Raw genomic sequence first — 23,940 nt, 5'->3', positions numbered from 1 at the left:
GACGCCTCGCGGGGGGCCTGCGGTCAGCGTGTGCCGAGTGCGGCCTCGCCTGCGGTGCGCATGGCGGCCAGGGGGGCGGGGGTGCGGCCGGTGTGCTGTTCGACCTGGAGGACGGCCTGGTGGACCAGCAGGTCGAGGCCGCTGACGACGGGGGCGGCGCGGTGGGTCCAGGCGGCGGCCAGCGCGGTCGGCCACGGGTGGTAGAGGACGTCGAAGAGGGTGCCGGGGTGGTCGGGGACCGCGGCGGCCAGGTGGTCGGTGGCGCCCGCCGGGGTGGTCGCGACGACCAGCGGCTCGCCCAGCGCCTTGGCCGCGTCGTCCCAGTCGGCGGTGCGTACGGTCACGCCGAGCCGGGTCCCCCACTGCTGCATCTGCGCGGCGCGGGCCGGGCCGCGGACGTACGCGGTGACCTCGCCGGTGCAGATGCGGGCGAGTGCGGCCAGCGCGGAGGACGCGGTGGCGCCGGCGCCGAGGATCGCCGCCGACGGCACCGAGGTGACGCCGCGTTCGCGCAGGGCGGCGAGCATGCCGGGGATGTCGGTGTTGTCGCCGCTGCGGCGGCCGTCGGGGCCGAGGACGACGGTGTTGACGGCCTCCACGGAGGCGGCGGTGTCGCTGACGCTGTCCAGCAGCGGGATCACCGCGCGCTTGAGCGGCATGGTCAGCGACAGCCCCGCCCACTCGGCCGGGTCGAGGCCGTCGAGGAAGCCGGGCAGGGCCTCCTCGTCGACCTCGAAGCGGTCGTAGCGCCAGTCGGCCAGGCCCATGGCGGCGTACGCGGCCCGGTGCAGGACCGGGGACAGCGAGTGCGCGATGGGCGAGCCGAGGACGGCGGCCCTGCGACCGGCGGTCATCCGTGGGCCTTCTGGTAGGCGTTGAAGTCCGCCACGTTCTTCTGGTGCACGGAGTAGCTGTTGGTGAAGCGGGTGTCGCCGGGTTTGACCGTGACGAAGTACAGCCAGTTGCCCTCGGTCGGGTTGAGCGCCGCCTTGATGGCGTCGTGCCCGGGGCTGTCGATCGGCCCGGGCGGCAGGCCCTTGTTGTCGTAGGTGTTGTACGGCGACTTGAAGTGGATGTCCTTGTTGCTGGTGTTGAGGGTCGACCGGCCCATCGCGTAGTTGATGGTCGAGTCGAACTCCAGCTTCATGTTCTGGTCGAGCCGGTTGTAGACGACCCGGGAGACCTTGCCGAAGTCGCCGGGTGCCTGCGCCTCCGCCTGGACGAGGCTGGCGATCTCGATGATCTCCAGCGGGGTCTTGCCGACGCTCTTGGCGGCGGTCTCCAGGTTGTCCTCGGTGTACTCGGCCTTGGCCTGGTTGACCATCTGCTTGACGACGTCGACCGGCTTCATGCCCTTGCCCACGCTGTACTTGGCGGGGAAGAGGAAGCCCTCGACGTTGCCCTTGGCCCAGGCGGGCAGGCCGAGGTTGACGCCCTTGATCTGCTGGGCGGTCGTGCCGGTCTTCAGACCGAGCTTGGCGTCGATCTCGCTGTATATCCGGGTCGCCCGCCACCCCTCGGGGATGATCAGCGCGCTCTGCGACTTCGGGTCGAGCATCATCGTGACGGCCGCCGCCGCCGACATGTTCTTGTTCAGGACGTAGACGCCGGCCTGGATGGTCTGGCCCTTGGGGTTCTTGCGGGCCGCTTCGGTGAAGGCGTCGACGCTCTTGACCACGCCGGCGTTCTTGAGGAGGTTGCCCATCGTGGTCAGGGTCGAGCCCTTGGGGATCTCGACCTGGACCGAGGGGGTGCCGTTGCCCGAGTAGTCGGGGGCGGGGCCGAAGTGGTCCTGGTAGACGCCGTAGCCGTAGTAGACGCCGCCGGCGAGGCCGCCGCCGAGGACGAGCAGCACGGTCAGGCAGGCGCAGCCGCTGCGGCGCTTCTTGCCGCTCTTGGGCTGGCTCTTGCCGGAGCGGCGGCCGCCGCTCTCGTTGCCCGTCGGGAGGTCGTCGTCATCGTCGTCGTCGCGGTCGCGGTCGGCGAAGAAGGCGTGCTCGCGCGGGTCGGAGTCGTCGTCGGTGTTCCAGTCGCCGGTGCCGGCGGGGGCGCCGCGCAGCGGCCGGGCTGCGGGCTCCTGCGGGCGGGCGCCGGGTGCCGGCTGCTGGAGGCGGGCCTGGCCGGGTCCTGGCTGGCCCGGCTGGGCGCCTTGGGGCGGCTGCTGCTGCATGCCGGCGCCGGGCTGCTGGGGCTGCTGGCGGTACTGCTCCTGCGGCTGCGGCTGCTGCTGGGGGTACTGGCCGGTGCCCTGGCCGTAGTAGCCGGGCTGCTGCTGGCCGCCGTAGGGGTCCTGCTGCTGCGGGCGGCCGCCGTACGGGTCCTGGGTGCCGTAGCCGCCGGTGGGGTGCGACCCCGTGTCGTACGTCTGGTGCGACCCGGTGTCGTAGCCGTCGTAGCCGCTCTGCTGCGGGTGCTGCATCGGGTACTGCTGCTGCGGCGGCGGCTGCTGGGGGTACTGGCCGGTGCCCTGCTGCGGGTACTGCTGCTGCGGGTACTGCTGTGGATATTGCTGCTGGTACTGCTGCTGATGCTGACCTGTGGCGTACGGGTCCTGCCACTCGCCTCCCTGCGGCGGCTGCGGCTGCTGGGGCTGCTGGTAGCCCTGGCCCCGGTCGTACGCGTCGCCGAACAGCGGGTCGTCCGGGTGCCACGGTTCGGAGCCGGAGCCCCGGCCATAGTCAGTCATCGGTCCCCTTGGTACGCGGTCGGCATCGGGCCTGCCGACCTTGCGAAACGGGCGGCGCCAGAAGGCGCCGCCGTGTCGCGCGGAACGTTACCGTATCGCGATCAGATGGAGGATTGGACGCTCTCTCCGGGAGCTTTACCCGACACCCGTTCGGTCTCCAGTGCGGTCTGCAGAATGATGACCGCCGCAGCCTGGTCGACTACGGAGCGTCCCTTCTTCGCCTTCACACCCGAAGCCCGCAGGCCCTGTGCGGCCGTCACGGTGGTCATCCGCTCGTCCACGAGGCGCACCGGCACCGGTGTGATGATTTTCGCCACACTTCGCGCGAAGCCCCGCACCTTGGCCGCCGCAGGCCCCTCGGTGCCGTTCAGCGAGCGGGGAAGGCCGACGACGACCTCGATCGGCTCGTACTCGGCGACGATCGCGGCGAGCCGGCGCAGCGCCGCCGGGACGTCACGGCCCGGCACCGTCTCGACGGGAGTCGCCAGGATGCCGTCGGGGTCGCAGGAGGCGACCCCGATCCTGGCGTCCCCGACATCGACGCCGAGCCGCCGGCCGCGCCGCATCGCGGGCCTGCCGCCGGGCTCGGTGCCGCCGCCTTCCGCCGCTGCCGGGTCGCTCACGCTCAGGCCTTCTCTGCCACGAGGCGCTGCACGGCCTCGACGGCGTCCTGGACGGCGGCCGGGTTCTGGCCGCCGCCCTGGGCGACGTCGTCCTTGCCGCCACCGCCGCCGCCGAGGGCCTTGGCGGCGGTACGCACCAGCTCGCCGGCCTTGATGCCGCGCTCGCGCGCGGCCTCGTTGGTGGCGACCACGGTCAGCGGGCGGCCGCCGGCGACCGTGAACAGCGCCACGACGGCGGGCCGGCCGCCGGTGATGCGCTGCCGTACGTCGAGCACCAGCCGGCGCAGGTCGTCGGCCCCGGTGCCCTCGGGCACGGAACCGGTGACCAGGGCGACGCCCTTGACGTCCGCTGCGGACTGGGCGAGCCCCGCAGCTGCCTGCAGCACCTTCTCGGCGCGGAAGCGCTCGATCTCCTTCTCGGCGTCCTTGAGCCTGGCGAGCATGCCGGAGATCTTCTCCGGCAGTTCCTCGGGCCGGCCCTTGACCAGGTCGGTCAGCTGGGCGACGACGGTGTGCTCGCGGGCCAGGAAGTTGTACGCGTCCACGCCGACCAGGGCCTCGACGCGGCGCACGCCGGAGCCGATCGAGGACTCGCCGAGCAGCTTGACCAGGCCGAGCTGGGCGGTGTTGTGGACGTGGGTGCCGCCGCACAGCTCCTTGGAGAAGTCGCCGATGGTGACGACCCGCACGTGCTCGCCGTACTTCTCGCCGAACTCGGCGATGGCGCCCTGCCGTTTGGCCTCGGCGATGGGCAGCACCTCGGCGGTGACGTCGAGTTCGCGGGCCAGCACCTCGTTGATCTTCTGCTCGACGTCGGTCAGCACGCTGCCGGGCACGGCGGCGGGCGAGCCGAAGTCGAAGCGGAAGCGGCCGGGTGAGTTCTCCGAGCCGGCCTGGGCGGCGGTGGGGCCGAGGGCGTCGCGCAGCGCCTGGTGGGTCAGGTGGGTGGCGCTGTGGGCGCGGGCGATGGCCCGCCGCCTGACCAGGTCGATCTGGGCGAGCACGGCGGAGCCCACGGCGATCTCGCCGACCTGGACGACGCCCTTGTGCACGCTGACGCCGGGCACCGGCTGCTGGACGTCGCGGACCTCGACGACGGCGCCGCCCTCGACCCTGATCCTGCCGGTGTCGGCGAGCTGGCCGCCGCCCTCGGCGTAGAAGGGGGTGCGGTCGAGGACGACCTCGACCTCGTCGCCCTCGGTGGCGGCAGGCGCGGGCAGGCCGTCGACCAGCAGGCCGACGACGGTGGCCTCGTTGTGGTCGTCGGTGTAGCCGGTGAACAGGGTGCTGCCGGAGCGGTCGGCGACCTCGCGGTAGGCGGACAGGTCGGCGTGGCCGGTCTTCTTGGCGCGGGCGTCGGCCTTGGCGCGGTCCCGCTGCTCCTTCATCAGCCGCCGGAAGCCGTCCTCGTCCACCGACAGGCCCTGCTCCGAGGCCATCTCCAGGGTGAGGTCGATCGGGAAGCCCCACGTGTCGTGCAGCAGGAAGGCCTGGTCGCCGGACAGCACGCTGCCGCCGGCCTGCTTGGTCTCGGTGACGGCGGTGTCGAGGATGTTGGTGCCGGCCCGCAGCGTCTTGAGGAAGGCGGCCTCCTCGGCCAGCGCGACGGTCTCGATCCGCTTGCGGTCGGTCAGCAGCTCCGGGTACTGCTCGCCCATGGTGGTGAGCACCACGTCGATCAGCTCGGCGGCGACCGCGTCGTGGGCGCCCAGCAGCCGCATGTTGCGGATGGCGCGGCGCATGATGCGGCGCAGCACGTAGCCGCGGCCCTCGTTGCCGGGGGTGACGCCGTCGCCGATAAGCATCATCGAGGTGCGCATGTGGTCGGCGACGACCCGCAGGGCCACGTCGGTGTCCTTGCCCTGGCCGTATTGGACGCCGGTCAGCTCGGTGGCCTTGTCGATGACGACCCGCAGGGTGTCGGTCTCGTACATGTTCTGCACGCCCTGCAGGATCATCGCGAGGCGTTCCAGGCCCAGGCCCGTGTCGATGTTCTGGGCGGGCAGGTCGCCGAGGATCGGGAAGTCGTCCTTGCCCTGGCCTGCGCCGCGCTCGTACTGCATGAAGACCAGGTTCCAGATCTCCACGTAGCGCTCGTCGTTGACGGCGGGGCCGCCCTCGGCGCCGAACTCCGGGCCGCGGTCGTAGTTGATCTCCGAGCAGGGGCCGCACGGTCCCGGCACGCCCATCGACCAGAAGTTGGGGCCCATGCCGAGCCGCTGGATGCGCTCCTCGGGCACGCCGATCACGTCACGCCAGATCTGCTCGGCCTCGTCGTCCTGCTCGTAGACGGTGATCCACAGCTTCTCCGGCTCCAGGCCGTAACCGCCCTGGTCCTGGGGCGTGGTGAGCAGCTCCCAGGCGTAGCGGATGGCGCCTTCCTTGAAGTAGTCGCCGAAGGAGAAGTTGCCGCACATCTGGAAGAACGTGCCGTGCCTGGTGGTCTTGCCGACCTCTTCGATGTCCGGGGTGCGGACGCACTTCTGCACGCTGGTGGCGCGCCGGAAGGGCGGCTTGACCTCGCCGAGGAAGTACGGCTTGAACGGGACCATGCCCGCCGGGACCAGCAGCAGCGTCGGGTCGTCGGCGATGAGGGACGCCGACGGCACAACGGTGTGTCCGCGCTCCTCGAAGAAGCGCAGCCAGCGGCGGCGGATTTCTGCCGACTCCATCAGTGTTCGTCCTTCCGGTCGTACGCGTTGTAGGCGATACCCCGGCGCGGTGCCGGGAGTTCGTTGTCCGGTTCCCGCGGGGCGGGGCGGCGGTCGCCGCGGTCGGCGCCGGTGAGCCCGAGGGCGTCGTGCAGTTCCCCTTCGCGCTGCGCCATGCCCGCCCTGACGTCGTGGGCGAAGGTGCGCAGCCGGGCGCCGGTCTCCAGCGCCCGGTCCGCCGCGGTCGCGGCGAGGCTGTCGGGGCTGAGCCTGCGCAGCGCGCGGTTGACCTTGGTGGTGGCCCACACGCCGGTGGCGGCACCGGTCAGGAACCAGAACAGACGGCGGAACATGGGGCCTCAGTCCTTCGAGCGGTTGCGGCGGCGGCCGCGTCGGGCGGCGGGCGGCTGCCCGGGCAGCACCTTGCCGGCGCCGCCGGCCTGCAGCCCGACCGCGCGCCGCACCCCGTAGCCGAAGGCGGCGACCTTCACCAGCGGGCCGCCGAAGGTGCTGGCGACGGTGGAGGACAGCGCGGAGGCGTTCGCGGTCACCTCGGCCACGTCCGCGGTGATCGTGTCGACCCGGTCGAGCTGGGTGTGCGCCGAGCGCAGCGCGTCCGAGGCCTCGCCGAGCAGCGGTACGGCCTGCTCGGTGATGCCGGCGACCAGCTCGGTGGTGCGGCGCAGCGTACTCGCCAGGCGCGCGAGCGCGACGGCGAGGAAGCCTACGAGGACTGCCCAGGACACCGCGACGACGAGGCCGGCCACGCCGGCCACTTCTCCACCGGACACTTTGCCGCGCTCCCTCTCGTCACCAGGTCGGTTGATCCCCGAGCCTATCGCGCCACGACGTTCTGCCCGTACCGCATTCCGGGGTGCCACTCGCCGTGGCGTGGCGTCCTCCTGCCCGTGAGGGCTGGGCGCGCAGTTCCCCGCGCCCCTGATGGTTGCCCTCTCGGAAGAGGGTGAGCGTTTTTCAGGGGCGCGGGGAACTGCGCGCCCCATCACGGTGCACCGAAGGAAAGCAACGCCACAGCAAGTGGCAATCACGGAAGGGGCTCGGGGAACTGCGAGACAAGCCCACCACCGGGGGAAGACGCCACGCCACGGCAAGTCGCAGCCCCTGATGCGCCGCTGTACGTAGCGCTAGCGTTCAAGTACGCTCCGTGCATCATGGAGACTGCGGGTAACCTCCCGTCCGAGCTGACGGGATTTGTCGGCAGGGCGCCGGAACTCGACCGGTTGAGCGCGATGGTGACCGGATCACGGCTGGCGACGGTCACCGGCGCGGGCGGGGTCGGCAAGAGCCGGCTGGCGTTGCAGGCCGCGTCCCGCGTGCAGGACCGTTTCCGCGACGGCGTCTGGCTCGTCGAGCTGACCGGTCTGCGCGGCGCGGATCTGGTGGAGCACACCGTCGCGGAGGCGCTGCGGCTGCCCGACCACACCACCAGGGTGCCCCGCGAGGCCCTGGCGGAGCACCTGGCCGACCGCGAACTGCTGCTGGTGCTCGACGGGTTCGACCGGCTGGCGGAGCCGTGTGCCGCGCTGGTCGCGGACCTGCTGCGCCGGGCGCCGGGGCTGCGGGTGCTGGCCGTCGGCCGGCGCCCGCTGGGCATCACCGGCGAGCTGCTGCTGCCGCTTGAACCGCTGCCGGTGGCCTCGGAGGCAGTGCAGCTGTTCGCCGAGCGGGCGGCGGCGGTGCTGCCGGGTTTCGCGGTGACGGCGGCGAATTCGGCCGCGGTCACCGAGCTGTGCTCACGGCTCGACGGCCTCCCGCTGGCACTGGAGCTGGCCGCGGTGCGGCTGCGCGCGCTGTCGGTGGAGCAGGTGCTTGAGCGGCTCGACGACCGCTTCCGGCTGCTGACCGGCGGCGACCCGAGCGCGCCGGCCAGGCACCGGGCGCTGCGTACCGCGATCGGCTGGAGCCACGAGCTGTGCAGCCCGGCGGAACGCCTGCTGTGGGCGCGGCTGTCGGTGTTCGCGGGGCGTTTCGACCTGGAGGCGGTCGAGTACGTGTGTGCGGGCAGCGGTATCGCCGAGGCCGAGGTGGTCGAGGGAGTAGCGGCGCTGGTCGCCCAGTCGGTGCTGAGCCGGCAGGAGGACGACGAGGGCGGTCCGGCCCGCTACCGGATGCTGGACAGCGTCCGCGAGTACGGCGCCGGGTGGCTGGCCAGGCTGGGCGAGGAGGCCAGGGTCAGGCGCCGGCACCGGGACTGGTACCTGGGCCTCGCCACCTGGTGCGAGCTGGACTGGTTCAGCCCGCGGCAGGCGGAGGTCGCGGCCCGGGTGGCCGCGGACCTGCCGAACCTGCGGCTGGCGCTGGAGTTCAGCCTGGACGGGATGCCGGGCGAGCCGGCCGAGGACCCGGCGGTGGGGCAGTACCTGGCGGGCACCCTGTGGTTCTGCTGGGTGGGCTGCGGGCGGCTGGCGGAGGGCAGGCACTGGCTGGGGCGCGCGCTGGAGGTGCCGGCGGAGCACTCGGAGGCCCGCGCGAAGGTGATGTGGGTGTTCGGCTATGTCGCCCTGCTCCAGGGCGACTCGGCGGCGGCGCTGGCGGTGCTGCAGGAGTGCAGGGACGAGGCGCGGGCGGCGGGCAACGCGGTGGCGGAGGCGTATGCGCTGCACCGCCTGGGCTGTCTGGCGCTGGTCTCGGACGACATGCCGCGTGCCGAGCGGTTCATCGACGACGCGCTGCTGCGCTACCGCTCGATCGGCGAGCTGAACAGCAACGTGCTGATGGCGCAGGTCGAGTTGGCGATGTCGGTGGCCTTCCAGGGCGACGTGGAGCAGGCGGTGCGGCTGGCCGAGGAGGTCAGGGACATCTGCCGGGACCACGGTGAGCGCTGGACGCTGGCGTACGCGCTGTACGTGCTGGGGTACGCGGCCTGGCTCGCGGGTGAGCCGGAGCGGGCCAGGCGGCTCACCGAGGAGTCGCTGGCCATCGACCACGCCTTCGACGACCTGGTGGGCGCGGTGCTGGCGCTGGAGCTGCTGGCGCTGATCACCGAGGGCGAGGGGGCGCCGTACGAGGCGGCGGTGCTGCAGGGTGCGGCGGGGCGGCTGTGGGAGTCGGTGGGCCTGCGGCTGTTCGGCTCGCGGTACTTCAACGCTCCGCACGCGGTGTGCGAGCAGCGGGTGCGCTCCGCGCTGGGGGACGCGGCCTATGCGGCGGCGCTGGGCGAGGGCGCCCTGCTGGGCCTGGACGCGGCGGCGCACCGGGTGCTGAACCGGCCGCGTACACCGCTGCGGGGCGAGGTGCGGGGGGCGCCGCGGACGCCCGCGGCGCGCACGCACGAGCCCGCCGCCTCTCCTGAGGCGGCGGGCTGAGGGTGCGGCGGCCTGCGCTCAGCGGGCGTAGTACTCCACGACGAGCTGCTCGTCGCAGATCACCGGGATCTCCTTGCGGTTGGGGTCGCGGTCGAGGCGGAAGGCCAGCTGCTGCAGGTTGATCTGCAGGTAGCGGGGGGCCTCGCCCTCGCCGGCCCAGCCGCCCTCGCGGGCGACCAGGAAGGGGGTCTTCTCCCGGGAGCGCTCCCTGACCTGGACGACGTCGTCCGGGCTGACCCGGAAGGACGGCTTGTCGACCTTGCGGCCGTTGACCTCGATGTGGCCGTGCACGACCATCTGCCGGGACTGGTAGATGGTGCGGGCCAGGCCCGAGCGCAGCACGAGGGCGTCGAGGCGGCGCTCCAGCTCGATGATCAGGGCCTCGCCGGTGCGCAGGCCCGCGACCTTCTTGGCGCGGTCGTAGGCGCGCTGCATCTGCCGCTCGCTGATGTCGTACTGCGCACGCAGCCGCTGCTTCTCCAGCAGGCGGGTCTTGTAGTCGCTGTTCTGCTTGCGACCGCGACCGTGCTCACCCGGCGGGTAGGGGCGTGCCTCGAAGTACTTGACCGCCTTCGGGGTGAGCGCGATGCCCAGCGCCCTGGACTTCTTGACCTTGGGACGCGACTGATTCACGTGCGTCGAACCTCCGGATCGAATTAGGTAAGGCTTACCTTAACTGAGGAGTGCGCGTGGATCGACCCGGGAACCCCGTACCCGCCGCCTCCGCCCCGCGAGGGGGCCTGAGCAGTCGGCGCACGGTCAGCCGCGTCCCGAAGCAGACGAAACGCCCCGCCGGCCGACGGCCGCGGAGCGCACGCACTCTGTTCGAGGGTAACCCGTCCGCCGCCCCGGTCATTCCGGCCCCGGCCCCGCGGCTACTCGGTGCGGCCCGCCAGCCGCTCGCGCACCCACTCCAGGACGTCGGCGTAGCGCCCCTCGGCCCCGTAGCGGGTCGGCTCGTAGTAGCGCCGGCCGGACAGCTCCTCGGGCAGGTACTGCTGGGCCGCGACCGCGCCCGGCACGTCGTGCGGGTAGACGTAGCCCTGCGCGTGGCCGAGCTTGGCCGCGCCCTTGTAGTGGCCGTCCCGCAGGTGCATCGGCACCGGTCCCGCCTTGCCCGCCCTCACGTCGGCGAGCGCGGCCCCGATCGCGGTGGTGGCGGCGTTGGACTTCGGGGCCAGGGCCAGGGCGATCGTGGCGTGCGAGAGGATCAGCGACGCCTCGGGGAAGCCGATCATGGCGACCGCCTGGGCGGCGGCGACCGCGGTGGGCAGGGCGGTGGAGTCGGCGAGCCCGATGTCCTCGCTCGCGGAGATCATCAGCCGCCGGGCGATGAAGCGCGGGTCCTCGCCCGCCTCGATCATCCGGGCCAGGTAGTGCAGCGCCGCGTCCACGTCGGAGCCGCGGATCGACTTGATCAGGGCGCTCGCCACGTCGTAGTGCTGGTCGCCGTCCCGGTCGTAGGTGACCGCGGCCCGGTCGACGGCCTCTTCCAGAGTGGCCAGCGTCACGGTGTCCTCGCCCTTGGCCAGGGCCGAGCCCGCCCCGGCCTCCAGCGCGGTCAGCGCCCGCCGCGCGTCGCCGCCCGCGACCCGCAGCAGATGCGCCTCGGCGTCCTCGGGCAGGCTCACCGCACCCGCGAGGCCGCGCTCGGCCTCCAGGGCGCGGTGCAGCACCCCGCGCAGGTCGGCGTCGGTGAGCGGTTCGAGGGTCAGCAGCAGCGAGCGGGACAGCAGTGGGGAGATGACCGAGAAGTAGGGGTTCTCCGTGGTGGCCGCGATCAGCGTGACCCAGCGGTTCTCCACGGCGGGCAGCAGCGAGTCCTGCTGCGCCTTGCTGAAGCGGTGGATCTCGTCCAGGAAGAGCACGGTCTCGCGCTGGAAGCCGCCGGACTGGCGCTTGGCGCTCTCGATGACCGTGCGGACCTCCTTGACGCCCGCGGTGATCGCCGACAGCTCCACGAAGCGCTTGTTGGTGGCCTTGCTCACCACATACGCCAGCGTGGTCTTGCCGGTGCCGGGCGGCCCCCACAGGATCACCGAGGACGGTCCCGCGGGTCCCCCGCCGCTCTCCCCCACCAGCCGCCGCAGCGGCGATCCGGGCCGCAGCAGGTGCTGCTGCCCGACGACCTCGTCCAGGACGCGCGGGCGCATCCGTACGGCGAGCGGGCTGGCCCCGGGGTCGCGCTCCCTGAGGTCCTCGGCGGCGGCGGTGAAAAGGTCTGGCTCCACGTCTTGCAGCGTAAATCACCGGTACGACACACACGTCGGCCGCCCGCCGGGGTGTGCCCGGGGGCGGCCGGTACGCGGTCGCAGAGCGGTCGGACGGCGATGCGACCGAGGTCAGATGACCGTCTTCCAGTAGTACCAGAAGTGCACCAGGATCAGCATCGCGATCACGCCGTACCAGAGCACCGGCACGACCCAGTGGAACTCCAGCACCAGCGCGCGGGCCTTGGCCGGGACCTTGATCAGGCCGTGCTTGATGTTGTGCACCGCCGTGTACCAGAACGTCGCGATGGTGACGACCCAGGCCAGGCAGCACCACAGGCACACCGCGTTGATGTTGTAGATCGTCTGGTACTGCAGCCAGGAGACGAAGCACACACCGAACAGGCCGCCGGCCTGCAGGCCGTACCAGAACCACGGCTTGTAGCGGGCGCCGGCGAACATGCCCATCGCCAGCGTCATCAGCACCGGGAAGGCGGCCAGGCCGATGATCGGGTTCTGGAAGCCGAAGACGTGCGCCTGGTCGCTCTGCATGACGTCGCCGCAGGAGATGACCGGGTTGAGGCTGCACGACAGGTGCAGCGTCTTGCCGTCGAGCTTCGCCTGGAGCAGCCGGAACTTGTCATCGGTGATCACGAAGGACGCGAGCAGGCCGAGAGCGCCACTGATCAGCAGCAGCCAGGTGAAGGGCTTGCCCGCCGCGATGCCGTCGGCGGCCGGGCGCTGCTCGCTCTCGCCGTCCGTTCGCGTCTCGTCCAGGGCGGAAGTCGTCATGATGGCCGATCTCTAGGTCCGTGGGGGCGGGCACCCCTCATTGTGCACCAGGGCCGTCAGGTTGGAGTAAGACTGAACGGCCCTGGTACACGGACGAGCGGTTCAGGCCATCCGCTCCTTGACGGCCGCCACGACCGCGTCGAGCGCGACCGGGGCCTGCTCGCCGCTTTCCAGGTCCTTGAGCTGGACGACGCCCTCGGCAAGGTCCCGGTCGCCCGCCACCAGCGCGAAGCGGGCGCCGGAGCGGTTCGCGGACTTCATCGCGTTCTTCATCCCCTTGCCGCCGTAGGCGAAGTCCGCCGCGACCCCGGCCCTGCGCAGCTCGGTGACCGCGGTGAACAGCGCCCGCCGCGCGTCCTCGCCGAGCGGCACCGCGTAGACGTCGGTGGCGGCGGGAAGTGCCAGGTCGACGCCCTCCGCGCGCAGCGCCAGCACCGTGCGGTCGACGCCGACCGCCCAGCCCACCGACGGCAGCGACGGGCCGCCGATCATCTCCGAGAGGCCGTCGTAGCGCCCGCCGCCGCCGATCGCGGACTGCGAGCCGAGCCCGTCGTGGACGAACTCGAAGGTGGTGCGGGTGTAGTAGTCCAGGCCGCGCACCAGCCGCGGGTCCTCCTCGTACGCCACCCCCGCCGCGGTCAGCAGCTCGCGCACCTGCTCGTGGTAGGCCTTGCAGGTCTCGCACAGGTGATCGGAGATGAGCGGCGCGGCGTCGAGTTGACGCTGCACCGACTCGCGCTTGTCGTCCAGCACCCGCAGCGGGTTGATCTCGATGCGGCGCCGGGTGTCCTCGTCGAGGTCCAGGCCGCGCAGGAAGTCCTGCAGGGCGCTGCGGTAGGCCGGGCGGCACTCGCGGTCGCCGAGCGAGTTCAGCAGCACCCGGTGGCCGCGCAGGCCCAGCGAGCGGTACGCCTCGTCGGCCAGGATGACCAGCTCGGCGTCGAGCATCGGGTCCTCGGTGCCGATCGCCTCGGCGCCGACCTGCGAGAAGTGCCGGTAGCGGCCGGCCTGCGGGCGCTCGTAGCGGTAGTACGAGCCCGAGTACCAGAGCTTGACCGGCAGGTTGCCCGCCTTGTGCAGGTTGGCTTCGAGCGCGGCGCGCAGCACCGAGGCGGTGCCCTCGGGGCGCAGCGCGAGCTGGTCGCCGCCCTTGGTGGTGAGGGTGTACATCTCCTTGGTCACGATGTCGGTCGACTCCCCGACGCCGCGGGAGAACAGCTCGACGGACTCGAAACCCGGGGTCTCGACGTATCCGTAGCCCGCGCGGCGGGCCGGTGCCGCGATCGCCTCGCGCACCGCGAGGTACACGGCGGAGTCGGGCGGCAGCAGGTCGTAGGTGCCCTTGGGGGCCTGGAACGTGCTCACGTCAGCAGTCGTCACAATCCTCGTCGCGGAGCCGCCGGGTGCGGGGCTCCTGAGCCGCGGGCCGCCTCTGCCAGATAGGGGTTGGCGGCGCGCTCGCGGCCGATGGTCGTCTGGGGGCCGTGCCCCGACAGCACCACGGTGGAGTCGTCGAGCGGCAGGCACACGCGGGCCAGCGACTCGTACAGCTCGGCCGTGGAGCCGCCGGGCATGTCGGTGCGTCCGACGGAGCCGGCGAACAGCAGGTCGCCGGAGAACAGCACGGACGGGATGTCCGCGGACTCCGGCAGCCGGTAGGTCACCGACCCCCTGGTATGGCCGGGGGCGTGCGCGACGGTGAACTCCATGCCGGCCAGCGCCAGGGCACCGCCGTCGGCCAGCTCCCGCACGTCGTCGGGTTCGCCGACGGTCAGCTCGCCCAGCAGCTGCTGCCCGACGCTGCGGCCCAGCGCCTTCTCGGGGTCGGTGAGCATGTAGCGGTCCTCGGGGTGGATCCAGGCGGGCACGTCGTGCGCGCCGCACACCGGGACCACCGAGGCGACATGGTCGATGTGGCCGTGGCTGAGGATGACGGCGACCGGCTTGAGGCGGTGCTTGGCGAGCATGTCCTCGACGCCCTGGGTCGCGAGGTGGCCCGGGTCGATGATGACGCACTCCTCACCGGCGGCGGGGGCGACCACGTAGCAGTTGGTCCCCCAGGCCCCGGCGGGGAACCCGGCAATGAGCACGTTCGTCCTTCTGTCGTCCGCGAGCGGTGTCGGCAGTTCACGAGCCTACCGGCGAGCACATCGCGGTCGCGAACACGTATCGGGCGCGCATCGGCCGGCCGGCGGACTGGACTGGACCCGCCGCAGGACGTCAAGATTTGCGCACACACGTGCCGCGACGCGGGACGGCATCGCGGCTACACAGTAAACGCACAGCTCACACGGCCTGCGGCACAATACGCCACGGGGCGATGGAAACACCGCACCAGACGCATCAGACGGCAGACGACACGAGCGACCGGGAGACGGCGAAGTGGTCACCAAGGATCAGCGGCGGCGGCAGCTCGCCCGGGAGAAGTTCGAGCGGCAGCAGGCGCGCAGGGTGGATCACCACCGCAAGTCGCGGCGGCGCAACGCGGCGGTGGCCGGGGTCCTGGCGGTCGTGGTCGCCGGCGGCGGCACCGCGTGGGCGGCGGGCGCCTTCGACGGCAGCAGCAAGAAGAAGGACGACGCGGCGGGCGCCACCCCGAGCGCGACCGCGCCCACCACCGCGGCGAGCAAGGTGCCCGACCCGTGCGAGAAGCCCGCCGCGGGCGACCCGACCACGGCGACGTGGAAGACCGCGCCGGCGATGTCGATCGACAAGAGCGCCAAGTACACCTTCACGATCAGCACGACGTGCGGCGACATCCCGATCTCGCTGGACGCGGCCAAGGCGCCGGCGACGGTGAACTCCTTCAAGTTCCTCGCCGACAAGGGCTTCTTCGACCACACGCGCTGCCACCGGCTCACCACCGCGGGCATCTTCGTGCTGCAGTGCGGCGACCCGACGGCGTCCGGCAGCGGCGGCCCCGGCTACAAGCTCCCGGACGAGAACCTGACCGCCTTCGGCAAGGCCGACGCGCAGGGCATGGTGACCTACCCGGCCGGCACCGTCGCGATGGCCAACAGCGGTCCCAACACCGGCGGCAGCCAGTTCTTTCTGGTCTACAAGGACAGTCCGCTGCAGCCCAACTACACTCCGTTCGGCACGATGAGCGCGGACGGCCTCAAGGTGCTGAACAAGATCGCCGCCGCGGGTGAGAACAGCGGCGGGCAGGGCGACGGCGCTCCGAACGCCACCGCCGTGATCAACAAGGCGACCGTCACCAAATCCTGATTCGCCCCGCATCGGATGCGGACAGCCGGGGCGATGGTCGCCTATGTTGGCGTTGGACCGGCCAGTGCGCACAGCCCGGCCGGAGAGACACTGTGGACGATGCCTGCCAGCCGCCCGGCCGGCAGGGCATCACGTGGAGGAGGCGCTGTGAGCAGCGACCCGTGGGGCCGCGTCGATGAGACGGGGACCGTGTACGTGCGTACGGCCGACGGGGAGAAGGAGGTCGGTTCGTGGCAGGCGGGCTCCCCCGCGGAGGCGCTGGCCTACTTCGAGCGCAAGTACGAGGGGCTCGTCGTGGAGATCGGCCTCCTGGAACGGCGGGTGCAGACCACCGACCTCGCCCCGAAGGACGCGCTGGCCGCTATCGAGCACCTGCGGACCTCGGTGACCGAGGCCCATGCGGTGGGCGATCTCGCGGCGCTCGGCGCCCGGCTGGACGCACTGGTCGCGCTGGTGGACTCGCGCCGCGAGGAGCGCCGGGCGGCCAGGGCCAAGCAGAGCGAGGAGGCCAAGGCCGCCAAGGAGCAACTGGTGGCCGAGGCCGAGCAGTTGGCGGAGAGCGAGCAGTGGCGCACCGCGGGTGAGCGGCTGCGGGCGCTGGTGGACACCTGGAAGGGCCTGCCGCGTCTTGACCGCAAGGCCGATGACGAGCTGTGGCACCGCTTCAGCCACGCCCGTTCGGTGTTCTCCAAGCGCCGCAAGGCGCACTTCGCCTCGCTCGACGCACAGCGCGAGGAGGCGCGGCGGGCCAAGGAGAAGCTGGTCGCCGAGGCGCAGGCGCTGTCGGACTCCACCGACTGGGGGCCGACCGCGGCCCGCTACCGGGAACTGATGACGGAGTGGAAGGCGGCCGGGCGCGCGCAGCGCGAGGCCGAGGACGATCTGTGGAATCGTTTCCGCGGAGCCCAGGACGTCTTCTTCGCCGCCCGCGCCGAGGTCTTCGCCGAGCGGGACGGCGAGCAGCGCGACAACCTCGCGGCCAAGGAGCAGCTGGTCGTGGAGGCCGAGAAGCTGCTGCCGGTGACCGACCTGAAGGCGGCGCGGGCCGCCTTCCGCGGCATCAACGAGCGCTGGGAGGCCATCGGCCATGTGCCGCGGGACGCCCGGCCGCGTATCGAGGCCCGGATGCACACCGTGGAGCGGGCGCTGGCGGACTCCGAGGAGGCCGAGTGGCGGCGCACCAACCCCGAGGTGCGGGCCAGGGCCGCGGGGCTGACCGGTCAGCTGCAGGCCGCGGTGGACAAGCTGCGCACCCAGGTCGACGCGGCACGCGCCGCGGGCAACACGGCGAAGGCCGACAAGCTCACGGCCGAGCTGGAAGGCCGCCAGGCGCTGCTCGACCAGGCGCTCAAGGGCCTGCAGGAGTTCGGCGGCTAGCCCCTGTCCCGCTCAGCTGCGCGGAAAGGCCCCGGTACACCCGTACCGGGGCCTTTTCAGCGCTGGCGGCCCGAGGTGACGCGGTAGACGTCGTAGACGCCCTCGACGCCGCGCACCGCCTTCAGGACGTGGCCCAGGTGCTTGGGGTCGCCCATCTCGAAGGTGAAGCGGGAGGTGGCGACCCGGTCGCGGGAGGTCTGCACGGCCGCGGACAGGATGTTGACGTGCTGGTCGGACAGCACCCTGGTGACGTCGGAGAGCAGCCGGGAGCGGTCCAGTGCCTCGACCTGGATGGCGACCAGGAAGACCGACGACTGGGTCGGCGCCCACTCGACGTCGATGATCCGCTCGGGCTGCTGCGACAGCGAGTCGACGTTGACGCAGTCCGCCCGGTGCACCGAGACGCCGTTGCCGCGGGTGACGAAGCCGATGATCGGGTCGCCGGGCACGGGGGTGCAGCAGCGCGAGAGCTTGACCCACACGTCGCTGGCGCCCTTGACCACGACACCGGGGTCCGCGTTGGCCCGGCGCTTGGTGCGGCCGGGCGACGGGGCGGTGATCTCCTCGACGTCCTCGGTCGCGCCCTCCTCGCCGCCGAGCGCGTCGACCAGCTTCTGCACCACGGACTGGGCGGTGATGTGGCCCTCGCCGATCGCCGCGTACAGCGCGGAGATGTCGGGGTAGCGCATCTCGTGCGCCAGGGTGACCAGCGAGTCGCCGGTCAGCACCCGCTGGATGGGCAGGTTCTGCTTGCGCATGGCCCGCGCGATGGCGTCCTTGCCGTGCTCGACGGCCTCCTCGCGGCGCTCCTTGGAGAACCAGGCGCGGATCTTGTTGCGCGCCCGCGGCGACTTGACGAAGCCGAGCCAGTCTCGGGACGGTCCCGCGCCGGCCGCCTTGGAGGTGAACACCTCGACCAGGTCGCCGTTGTCCAGGGTGGACTCCAGGGGCACAAGTCGCCCGTTGACCCTGGCGCCTATCGTCCGGTGGCCGACCTCGGTGTGCACGGCGTAGGCGAAGTCCACCGGGGTGGCGCCGGCCGGCAGCGCTATGACGTCGCCCTTGGGCGTGAAGACGAAGACCTCGCTCTGCGACAGGTCGAAGCGCAGCGACTCCAGGAACTCGCCCGGGTCCTCGGTCTCCTTCTGCCAGTCCAGCAGCTGGCGCAGCCAGGCCATGTCGTTGACCGCGTCGTCCTTCTTGTCCGAGCGCGGGCTGTCGGTGCGCACCTTGGACGCACCGGCGACGGCCTCCTGCTTGTACTTCCAGTGCGCGGCGATGCCGTACTCGGCGCGGCGGTGCATGTCGAAGGTGCGGATCTGCAGCTCGACGGGCTTGCCGCTGGGGCCGATCACCGTGGTGTGCAGCGACTGGTACATGTTGAACTTCGGCATCGCGATGTAGTCCTTGAACCGGCCGGGAACCGGATTCCACCGCGCGTGGATCGTGCCGAGCGCCGCGTAGCAGTCCCTGACCGTGTCGACCAGCACCCGGATGCCGACGAGGTCGTAGATCTCCGCGAAGTCCCGGCCGCGGACGATCATCTTCTGGTAGACGCTGTAGTAGTGCTTGGGGCGGCCGGTGACGGTGGCCTTGATCCTGGCGGCCCGCAGGTCCTGCTGGACCTGGTCGGTGACGATGGCCAGGTACTCGTCGCGCTTGGGGGCGCGCTCGGCGACCAGCCGGACGATCTCGTCGTACATCTTGGGGTAGAGGATGGCGAAGGCCAGGTCCTCCAGCTCCCACTTGATGGTGTTCATGCCCAGCCGGTGGGCCAGCGGGGCGTAGATCTCCAGGGTCTCGCGGGCCTTCTTCTCCTGCTTGTCCCGCTTGAGGTAGCGCATCGTGCGCATGTTGTGCAGCCGGTCGGCGAGCTTGATGACCAGCACCCGCGGGTCCTTGGCCATCGCGACGACCATCTTGCGGACCGTCTCGGCCTGCGCGGCCTCGCCGAACTTGACCTTGTCGAGCTTGGTGACGCCGTCCACCAGCAGCGCGACCTGGTCGCCGAAGTCCCGGCGCAGCTGGTCCAGGCCGTACTCGGTGTCCTCGACGGTGTCGTGCAGCAGCCCCGCCATCAAGGTGGCCGGGTCCATGCCCAGCTCGGCCAGGATGGTCGTCACGGCCAGCGGGTGGGTGATGTACGGGTCGCCGCTCTTGCGCTTCTGGCCGCGGTGCCAGCGCTCGGCGACCTGGTAGGCGGCCTCGATCTGCCGCAGCTGCGCGGTGTCGCCCTTGGGGTCGTTGCCCCGCACGACCCGCAGCAGCGGTTCGAGCACCGGGTTGTACGGGCTGGAGCGCTGCACGCCGAGCCTGGCCAGCCGGGCGCGCACCCGGCTGGAGGAGGCGCCGGGGCGGGTCGGCGCGACACTGCCGGGGGTGCGCACCGGCCGGACGGCGGGGGCGCCCGGCTTGGGCGCGGTCTCCGCGGTGGCGGCCTCAGCGGGCGCGTCGGTGCCGCGCGCGGCGGGGTCGGTACCGCCCGCGGCGTCGAGTGGCTGGGCCTTGTCTGGCAAGTGCACTCCTCACGCGGGGTCGAAATCCCATGGTATCGACCTGCGGCGACACCGGGGCGCGCGGAGCCCTCGGGCGCCCCCCGCGGCGCCCGCGTGCCGTCGTACGGCGCCGGGCGCCCCTGGGGCGGCCTGGGCGGCCCCAGGGGCGCCCGCGGGTCAGATGGTGACCAGGGCGTCCAGTGGGGCGTCTCCCAGGGCCGGGAGCAGCCGCTCACGGCCGCCGAGGAAGGTCAGCTCCATCAGCACCGCCAGGCCGGCGAGCCGGGCGCCGGAGCGGCGGATCAGCTCCAGGCTGGCTTCCGCGGTGCCACCGGTGGCCAGCACGTCGTCGATCACCAGCACCCGGTCCTCGGGGTCGAAGGCGTCGGTGTGCACCTCGATCTCCGCGGTGCCGTACTCCAGCTGGTAGGCCTGCCCGTGGGTGTCCCCGGGCAGCTTGCCGGCCTTGCGCACGGGCACGAAGCCCAGGCCCGCGCGGGCGGCGGCCGGGGCGGCCAGGATGAAGCCGCGGGCTTCGAGGCCGACGACCTTGGTGGCGCCGTGCCGCGTGCACAGCTGGGCCAGCGCCTCCACCAGGGCGCCGAAGGCCGCGGCGTCCGCCAGCAGGGGAGTGATGTCCTTGAACATCACCCCGGGCTCCGGGTAGTCCGGTACGTCCCTGATGTGGGCGAGCAGCAGCTCGCGCAGTTCGGCGGACGCGGTCGGCGTGGTGGTCATCGCGGTGTCTTCCTCGGCTTCCTGAGCGGCGTTCCCGATCATCGTCGCTGATCGGCGGTCCTGGTCATCGTCGCTGAGCGGCGTTCCTGATCGGCGTCTCCCCCGCATTGTGCCCCCGGCGCAACGCACGGGCCGCCCGGCCGTGACGGCCGGGCGGCCCGTGGGTGACCACCGGTTTCCTGCTGCGGCTCAGCGCCGCTTGCCGGAGGGACGGCTCCGGCCGCCGCGTCCGCGGCTGCCGGGCTGGGTGCGTGAGCTGCGCGCGGCGCCCTGGCCGCGCGGGGCGACCACACCGGCCGCCGCCGACGCGGTGGCCTCCTCGCCGTCCTGCGGGTCGGCGTCGTCGTCCGCCGCCTCCGGGTCCTCGCCGCGCGCCTCGGCCTCCTTGGCCTTCTGCGCGTCCGAGGCCCGCTTGGCCAGCACCCGCTTGCGCAGGGCCTGCATCTGCGGCTCGCGCTCCTTGAGGTCCGCCACGATCGGGGTGGCGATGAAGATCGAGGAGTACGCACCGGCGGTGAGGCCGACGAACAGCGCGAGCGCGATGTCGTTGAGGACACCGGCGCCGAGGATGCCGCCGCCGATGAACAGCAGCGCGGCGACCGGCAGCAGCGCCACCACGGTGGTGTTGATCGACCGGACCAGGGTGCCGTTCAGGCTGCGGTTGGCGACGTCGCTGAACGTCTTCTGGTTCTGCTTGGTGATGCCCCTGGTCGCTTCCTTGAGACCGTCGAAAACGACGACGGTGTCGTAGAGGGAGTAACCGAGGATCGTGAGCAGACCGATCACCGTACCCGGCGAGACCTCGAAGCCGACGATCGCGTAGACGCCGGTGGTGATCGTGATGTCGTGCAGCAGCGCGACCAGCGCCGCCACCGCCATTCGCCACTCGAAGGCGATGGCCAGGTAGATGACCACCAGCACCAGGAAGATGATCAGACCCTGCAGGGCCTTCTTGGAGATCTCCTTGCCCCAGCTGGGGCCGACGATCTCCGCGTTGATGTCCTTCGAGGGGATGTTCAGGTCCGCGCTGATCTTCTGCTGGACCTGCTTGGAGGTCGCGGTGTCGATGTCGCTGACCTGGATGCGCAGCCCACCGGTGCCGAGCTTCTGGATCGTGGCGTGGTGGCCCGCGGTGTCACCGGAGATCTTGTCCTGCGCCTGCGAGACCGAGACCGAGGTCTTGGGCGTGGTGAAGACCGCGCCGCCGGAGAACTCGATACCGAGCTTGAGGCCGTTCACGGCGAGGCCGATGATCGCGGCCAGCGTGATCAGGATCGAGACCCCGTACCAGAGCTTGCGCTTGCCCACGAAGTCGTAACTGACCTCGCCACGGTGCAGCCGGTGACCGAGAGTGCCGAGCTTGGACATCAGGCTTCCTTCGTCTCGGTGCTGTGGGTACGGCGGACGCGGCGCAGCGGCGCCTTGACCCCGAGGCTCTTCGGGTCCAGGCCGGACCACTTGTGCCCCTGGGCGAAGAACTTCCGGCGCGCCAGGATCGTCATCAGCGGCATGGTGAACAGGAAGACCACCGCGACGTCGAGCACGGTCGTCAGACCCAGCGTGAAGGCGAAGCCGCGGACCTTGCCGACGGTGACCACGTAGAGGACCGCCGCGGCCAGGAAGGACACGAAGTCCGACACCAGGATGGTGCGCCGGGCACGCGGCCAGCCGCGCGCCACCGCGGGCTGCAGCGATCTGCCCTCACGCAGCTCGTCCCTGATGCGTTCGAAGAACACGATGAAGGAGTCGGCGGTGATACCGATGGCCACGATGGCACCGGCGACAGCCGGCAGGTTCAGCGCGAAGCCGATGGCCCGGCCGAGCAGGCACATGATCGTGTACGTCAGCGCCGCCGACGTCATGAGGCTCGCGATGGCCACGAAGCTCAGTCCGCGGTAGTAGGCGAACATGTAGGCGACGACCAGGGCGAGGCCGACGGCGCCGGCGATCAGGCCGCCGCGCAGCTGCTCGCCACCGAGCGCGGCCGAGACCGTGGTGGTCTCGGAGGGCTCGAAGGCCAGCGGCAGTGAGCCGTACTTCAGCACGTTGGCCAGGTCCTCGGCCTCGTTCTGCTTGAAGCCGCCGGAGATCTGGGCGCTGCCACCGGTCAGTGCGCTGTGCACGGAAGGCGCGGACTGGACCACGCCGTCCAGGTCGATCGCGAAGCGGTTGTTCGGCTCGGCCTGGCTGGAGAGGTCACCGGTGACCTTGGTGAACTGGCCGGCGCCGCTGGAGTCGAAGTTCAGGTTGACGACCCAGCCGTTGCCCTGCTGGGTGTCGAAGGCGGCGTTGGCGCCCGAGACGCGCTTGCCGTCGATCAGGGAGGGGCCGAGCACGTACTTCTGCCAGATGCCGCCCTCCTGCCCGCAGGCGATGACCTTCTTGCCCTTGTCCTGCGCGGAGCCGTCGGTGATCGCGTTGCGCTGCTTGTCGTTGGAGCAGTCCAGCGCGGTGAACTTCGCCTGCAGGTCCGCCGGGACCGACAGGTCGCCCGACGAGGTGCTCGGGTTCGTCGCGTTCGGGTCGGTGGCCGGCGGGGTCGTCGGCAGCGGGGTGGGCGCCTTGTTCACACCGGAGGCCAGCGCACCGGAGACGGGGCGGTTCTGCACGGTGGAGGTGGCGGAGCCCGTGGGTGTGGCGGTGGACTTCGGCGTCGCCGTGCCGGTGGGCGTGGACGACGGGGTGCCGGAGGGAGTGCCGGACGGGGTGGCGCTGCCCGAGGGGGTCGGCGTCGGGGTGGCCGCGGGAACACCGTTGTCGACGGCGAGCACCTGGCGGAAGAACAGCTGCGCCGTGGTGCCGACCTGCTTCTGCGCCTGCTCGGCGTTGGTGCCCTTGGGGATGTTGACGATGATGTTCTTCGATCCCTCGGTCTGCACCTCCGCCTCTGACACGCCGAGGCCGTTGACCCGGTTGCTGATGATGTTGACCGCGGTGTTCATGTTCGCCTTGGTCACCGCGCTGCCCTGGTTGGGCTTGGCGGTCAGCGTGATACTGACACCGCCCGCCAGGTCGATGCCCAGCCGGGGTGTGGTGTCCCCGGAGAGAAACATGCCTCCGGTCATCGCCACCAGCGCGATGAGGATCACGGCCAGAGCGCGCCCGGGGTATCCCTGACTCCCCGAGGACCTGCGGCCCTTCTTGGCTGCTGCCACCTTCTTGATTCTCCCTGTCCTACCGCCCGGAGCCTGCGCGCTCACGGGCGGTGACGAGTGTTGCTCGAACCGGACCCTTTACTTGGCCGAACCGGAACTGCCCAGCTCCGACCCGTCCTCGGCCGCCTTCTTCAGCTCCACACGGTCCTCATCCGGCTCCTGAGCGTCGTCGTCCGCCGCCGCGGTCTCCCCGGTGCCCGCGTCGGCGGTGTCCTCGCCGGTCCCGGCCGCCTGGTCCGCGTCCTCCGCGGTCCCGGCGTCGTCCTCGTCCTCCGGCTCGATGCCGTGCACGATCCGGTTGAACTCCTGCTCGGACAGGACGGTGGAGATGGCGCCCTTGGTGAAGTGCGCGTGGACGCCGTCCGTGAGCTCCAGCAGCACCGTCTCCTCGTTGACCTCCTTCACCACGGCGTACATGCCGCCGATGGTGCGGATGCCGGTGCCGGGCTCCATCTTGTTGCGCATCTCCAGGGCCTGGCGCTGCTTGTTCTTGGCCGACCTGGTCATGAGCAGCATGCCGCCGATGAGGACGATGAAGATGAGGATCAGGGGATTCACGGTGGGGCGTTCCTTCGCACGGCCAACGGGCTGGCCTGGTTTCGGGATGTGAGTGCCGATCCAAAGGAAGGGCGTCGGCGGAGTCTAAGCGCTGGCTCGCC

General features: G+C 71.5%; 19 protein-coding genes. 3 read left to right on the top strand and 16 right to left on the bottom strand.

Annotated features, from left to right (window positions below):
* Positions 1-23 precede the first annotated feature (23 nt).
* The 6 genes from JT723_RS27200 to JT723_RS27175 form a co-directional block, all read right to left on the bottom strand.
* Entirely contained in the window at positions 24-854 is an 831-nt protein-coding gene (locus JT723_RS27200; protein WP_205047448.1) for a shikimate dehydrogenase, read from the bottom strand.
* Positions 851-2,686: an endolytic transglycosylase MltG gene (gene mltG / locus JT723_RS27195; protein ID WP_205047447.1), complete on the bottom strand. Its 1,836-nt coding sequence runs from the start codon at positions 2,684-2,686 to the stop codon at positions 851-853. The genes JT723_RS27200 and mltG overlap by 4 nt, the downstream gene beginning before the upstream one ends.
* Before the next feature lie 101 nt (positions 2,687-2,787).
* On the bottom strand, positions 2,788-3,252 hold the full coding sequence (ruvX, locus tag JT723_RS27190) for a Holliday junction resolvase RuvX (protein WP_205047510.1): 465 nt from the start codon (positions 3,250-3,252) through the stop codon (positions 2,788-2,790).
* A 59-nt stretch (positions 3,253-3,311) separates the two neighbouring features.
* A complete protein-coding gene (gene alaS, locus JT723_RS27185; protein WP_205047446.1) occupies positions 3,312-5,981 on the bottom strand; it encodes an alanine--tRNA ligase in 2,670 nt (889 codons plus the stop codon).
* The gene (locus JT723_RS27180) at positions 5,981-6,313 is read right to left on the bottom strand and encodes a DUF6167 family protein (protein ID WP_205047445.1); all 333 of its coding nucleotides are present in this window, start codon (positions 6,311-6,313) and stop codon (positions 5,981-5,983) included. The genes alaS and JT723_RS27180 overlap by 1 nt, the downstream gene beginning before the upstream one ends.
* 6 nt (positions 6,314-6,319) lie before the next feature.
* Positions 6,320-6,751, bottom strand: a complete 432-nt coding sequence (locus tag JT723_RS27175; RefSeq protein ID WP_205047444.1) for a DUF948 domain-containing protein — start codon at positions 6,749-6,751, stop codon at positions 6,320-6,322.
* A 381-nt stretch (positions 6,752-7,132) separates the two neighbouring features.
* Here JT723_RS27175 and JT723_RS27170 point away from each other — a divergent pair, with 381 nt between their 5' ends.
* Positions 7,133-9,286, top strand: coding sequence for an ATP-binding protein (locus JT723_RS27170; protein ID WP_240166255.1), 2,154 nt, complete (start codon positions 7,133-7,135; stop codon positions 9,284-9,286).
* A gap of 18 nt (positions 9,287-9,304) precedes the next feature.
* Here the strand turns inward: JT723_RS27170 and rpsD are convergent, their stop codons facing one another.
* The 5 genes from rpsD to JT723_RS27145 all read right to left on the bottom strand — a co-directional run bounded on the left by rpsD (position 9,305) and on the right by JT723_RS27145 (position 14,378).
* Positions 9,305-9,919 (bottom strand): 30S ribosomal protein S4, encoded by a 615-nt coding sequence (gene rpsD / locus JT723_RS27165; RefSeq protein WP_205047443.1) that lies wholly within the window; start codon positions 9,917-9,919, stop codon positions 9,305-9,307.
* Between the two features lie 242 nt (positions 9,920-10,161).
* Entirely contained in the window at positions 10,162-11,517 is a 1,356-nt protein-coding gene (locus tag JT723_RS27160) for a replication-associated recombination protein A (RefSeq protein ID WP_205047442.1), read from the bottom strand.
* A gap of 111 nt (positions 11,518-11,628) precedes the next feature.
* On the bottom strand, positions 11,629-12,288 hold the full coding sequence (locus JT723_RS27155; RefSeq protein ID WP_205047441.1) for a vitamin K epoxide reductase family protein: 660 nt from the start codon (positions 12,286-12,288) through the stop codon (positions 11,629-11,631).
* Between the two features lie 102 nt (positions 12,289-12,390).
* Positions 12,391-13,653 carry a histidine--tRNA ligase gene (gene hisS, locus JT723_RS27150; protein WP_205047440.1) on the bottom strand — a complete coding sequence of 421 codons (1,263 nt, stop codon included), beginning with the start codon at positions 13,651-13,653 and terminating at the stop codon, positions 12,391-12,393.
* 11 nt (positions 13,654-13,664) lie between these two features.
* The gene (locus JT723_RS27145) at positions 13,665-14,378 is read right to left on the bottom strand and encodes an MBL fold metallo-hydrolase (protein ID WP_205047439.1); all 714 of its coding nucleotides are present in this window, start codon (positions 14,376-14,378) and stop codon (positions 13,665-13,667) included.
* Positions 14,379-14,670: 292 nt separating this feature from the next.
* Here JT723_RS27145 and JT723_RS27140 point away from each other — a divergent pair, with 292 nt between their 5' ends.
* A complete protein-coding gene (locus tag JT723_RS27140; protein ID WP_205047438.1) occupies positions 14,671-15,516 on the top strand; it encodes a peptidylprolyl isomerase in 846 nt (281 codons plus the stop codon).
* Between the two features lie 147 nt (positions 15,517-15,663).
* Positions 15,664-16,893 (top strand): DUF349 domain-containing protein, encoded by a 1,230-nt coding sequence (locus JT723_RS27135; protein ID WP_205047437.1) that lies wholly within the window; start codon positions 15,664-15,666, stop codon positions 16,891-16,893.
* Between the two features lie 56 nt (positions 16,894-16,949).
* Here the strand turns inward: JT723_RS27135 and JT723_RS27130 are convergent, their stop codons facing one another.
* From JT723_RS27130 to yajC, 5 genes are all read right to left on the bottom strand, one after another.
* Positions 16,950-19,280, bottom strand: a complete 2,331-nt coding sequence (locus tag JT723_RS27130) for a RelA/SpoT family protein (RefSeq protein WP_251513679.1) — start codon at positions 19,278-19,280, stop codon at positions 16,950-16,952.
* Positions 19,281-19,565: 285 nt separating this feature from the next.
* A complete protein-coding gene (locus tag JT723_RS27125; RefSeq protein WP_205047435.1) occupies positions 19,566-20,126 on the bottom strand; it encodes an adenine phosphoribosyltransferase in 561 nt (186 codons plus the stop codon).
* Positions 20,127-20,315: 189 nt separating this feature from the next.
* The gene (gene secF, locus JT723_RS27120) at positions 20,316-21,494 is read right to left on the bottom strand and encodes a protein translocase subunit SecF (RefSeq protein ID WP_205047434.1); all 1,179 of its coding nucleotides are present in this window, start codon (positions 21,492-21,494) and stop codon (positions 20,316-20,318) included.
* Entirely contained in the window at positions 21,494-23,281 is a 1,788-nt protein-coding gene (gene secD / locus JT723_RS27115) for a protein translocase subunit SecD (protein WP_205047433.1), read from the bottom strand. The genes secF and secD overlap by 1 nt, the downstream gene beginning before the upstream one ends.
* Before the next feature lie 78 nt (positions 23,282-23,359).
* Positions 23,360-23,839, bottom strand: coding sequence for a preprotein translocase subunit YajC (gene yajC, locus JT723_RS27110; RefSeq protein ID WP_205047432.1), 480 nt, complete (start codon positions 23,837-23,839; stop codon positions 23,360-23,362).
* Between the last annotated feature and the right edge of the window lie 101 nt (positions 23,840-23,940).

This window comes from Actinacidiphila bryophytorum (assembly GCF_016916835.1).
GTDB classification, from domain to species: Bacteria; Actinomycetota; Actinomycetes; order Streptomycetales; family Streptomycetaceae; genus Actinacidiphila; species Actinacidiphila bryophytorum.
The sequence above is the reverse complement of the archived record's forward strand: the minus strand, read 5'-3'. Positions and strand labels throughout refer to the sequence as shown.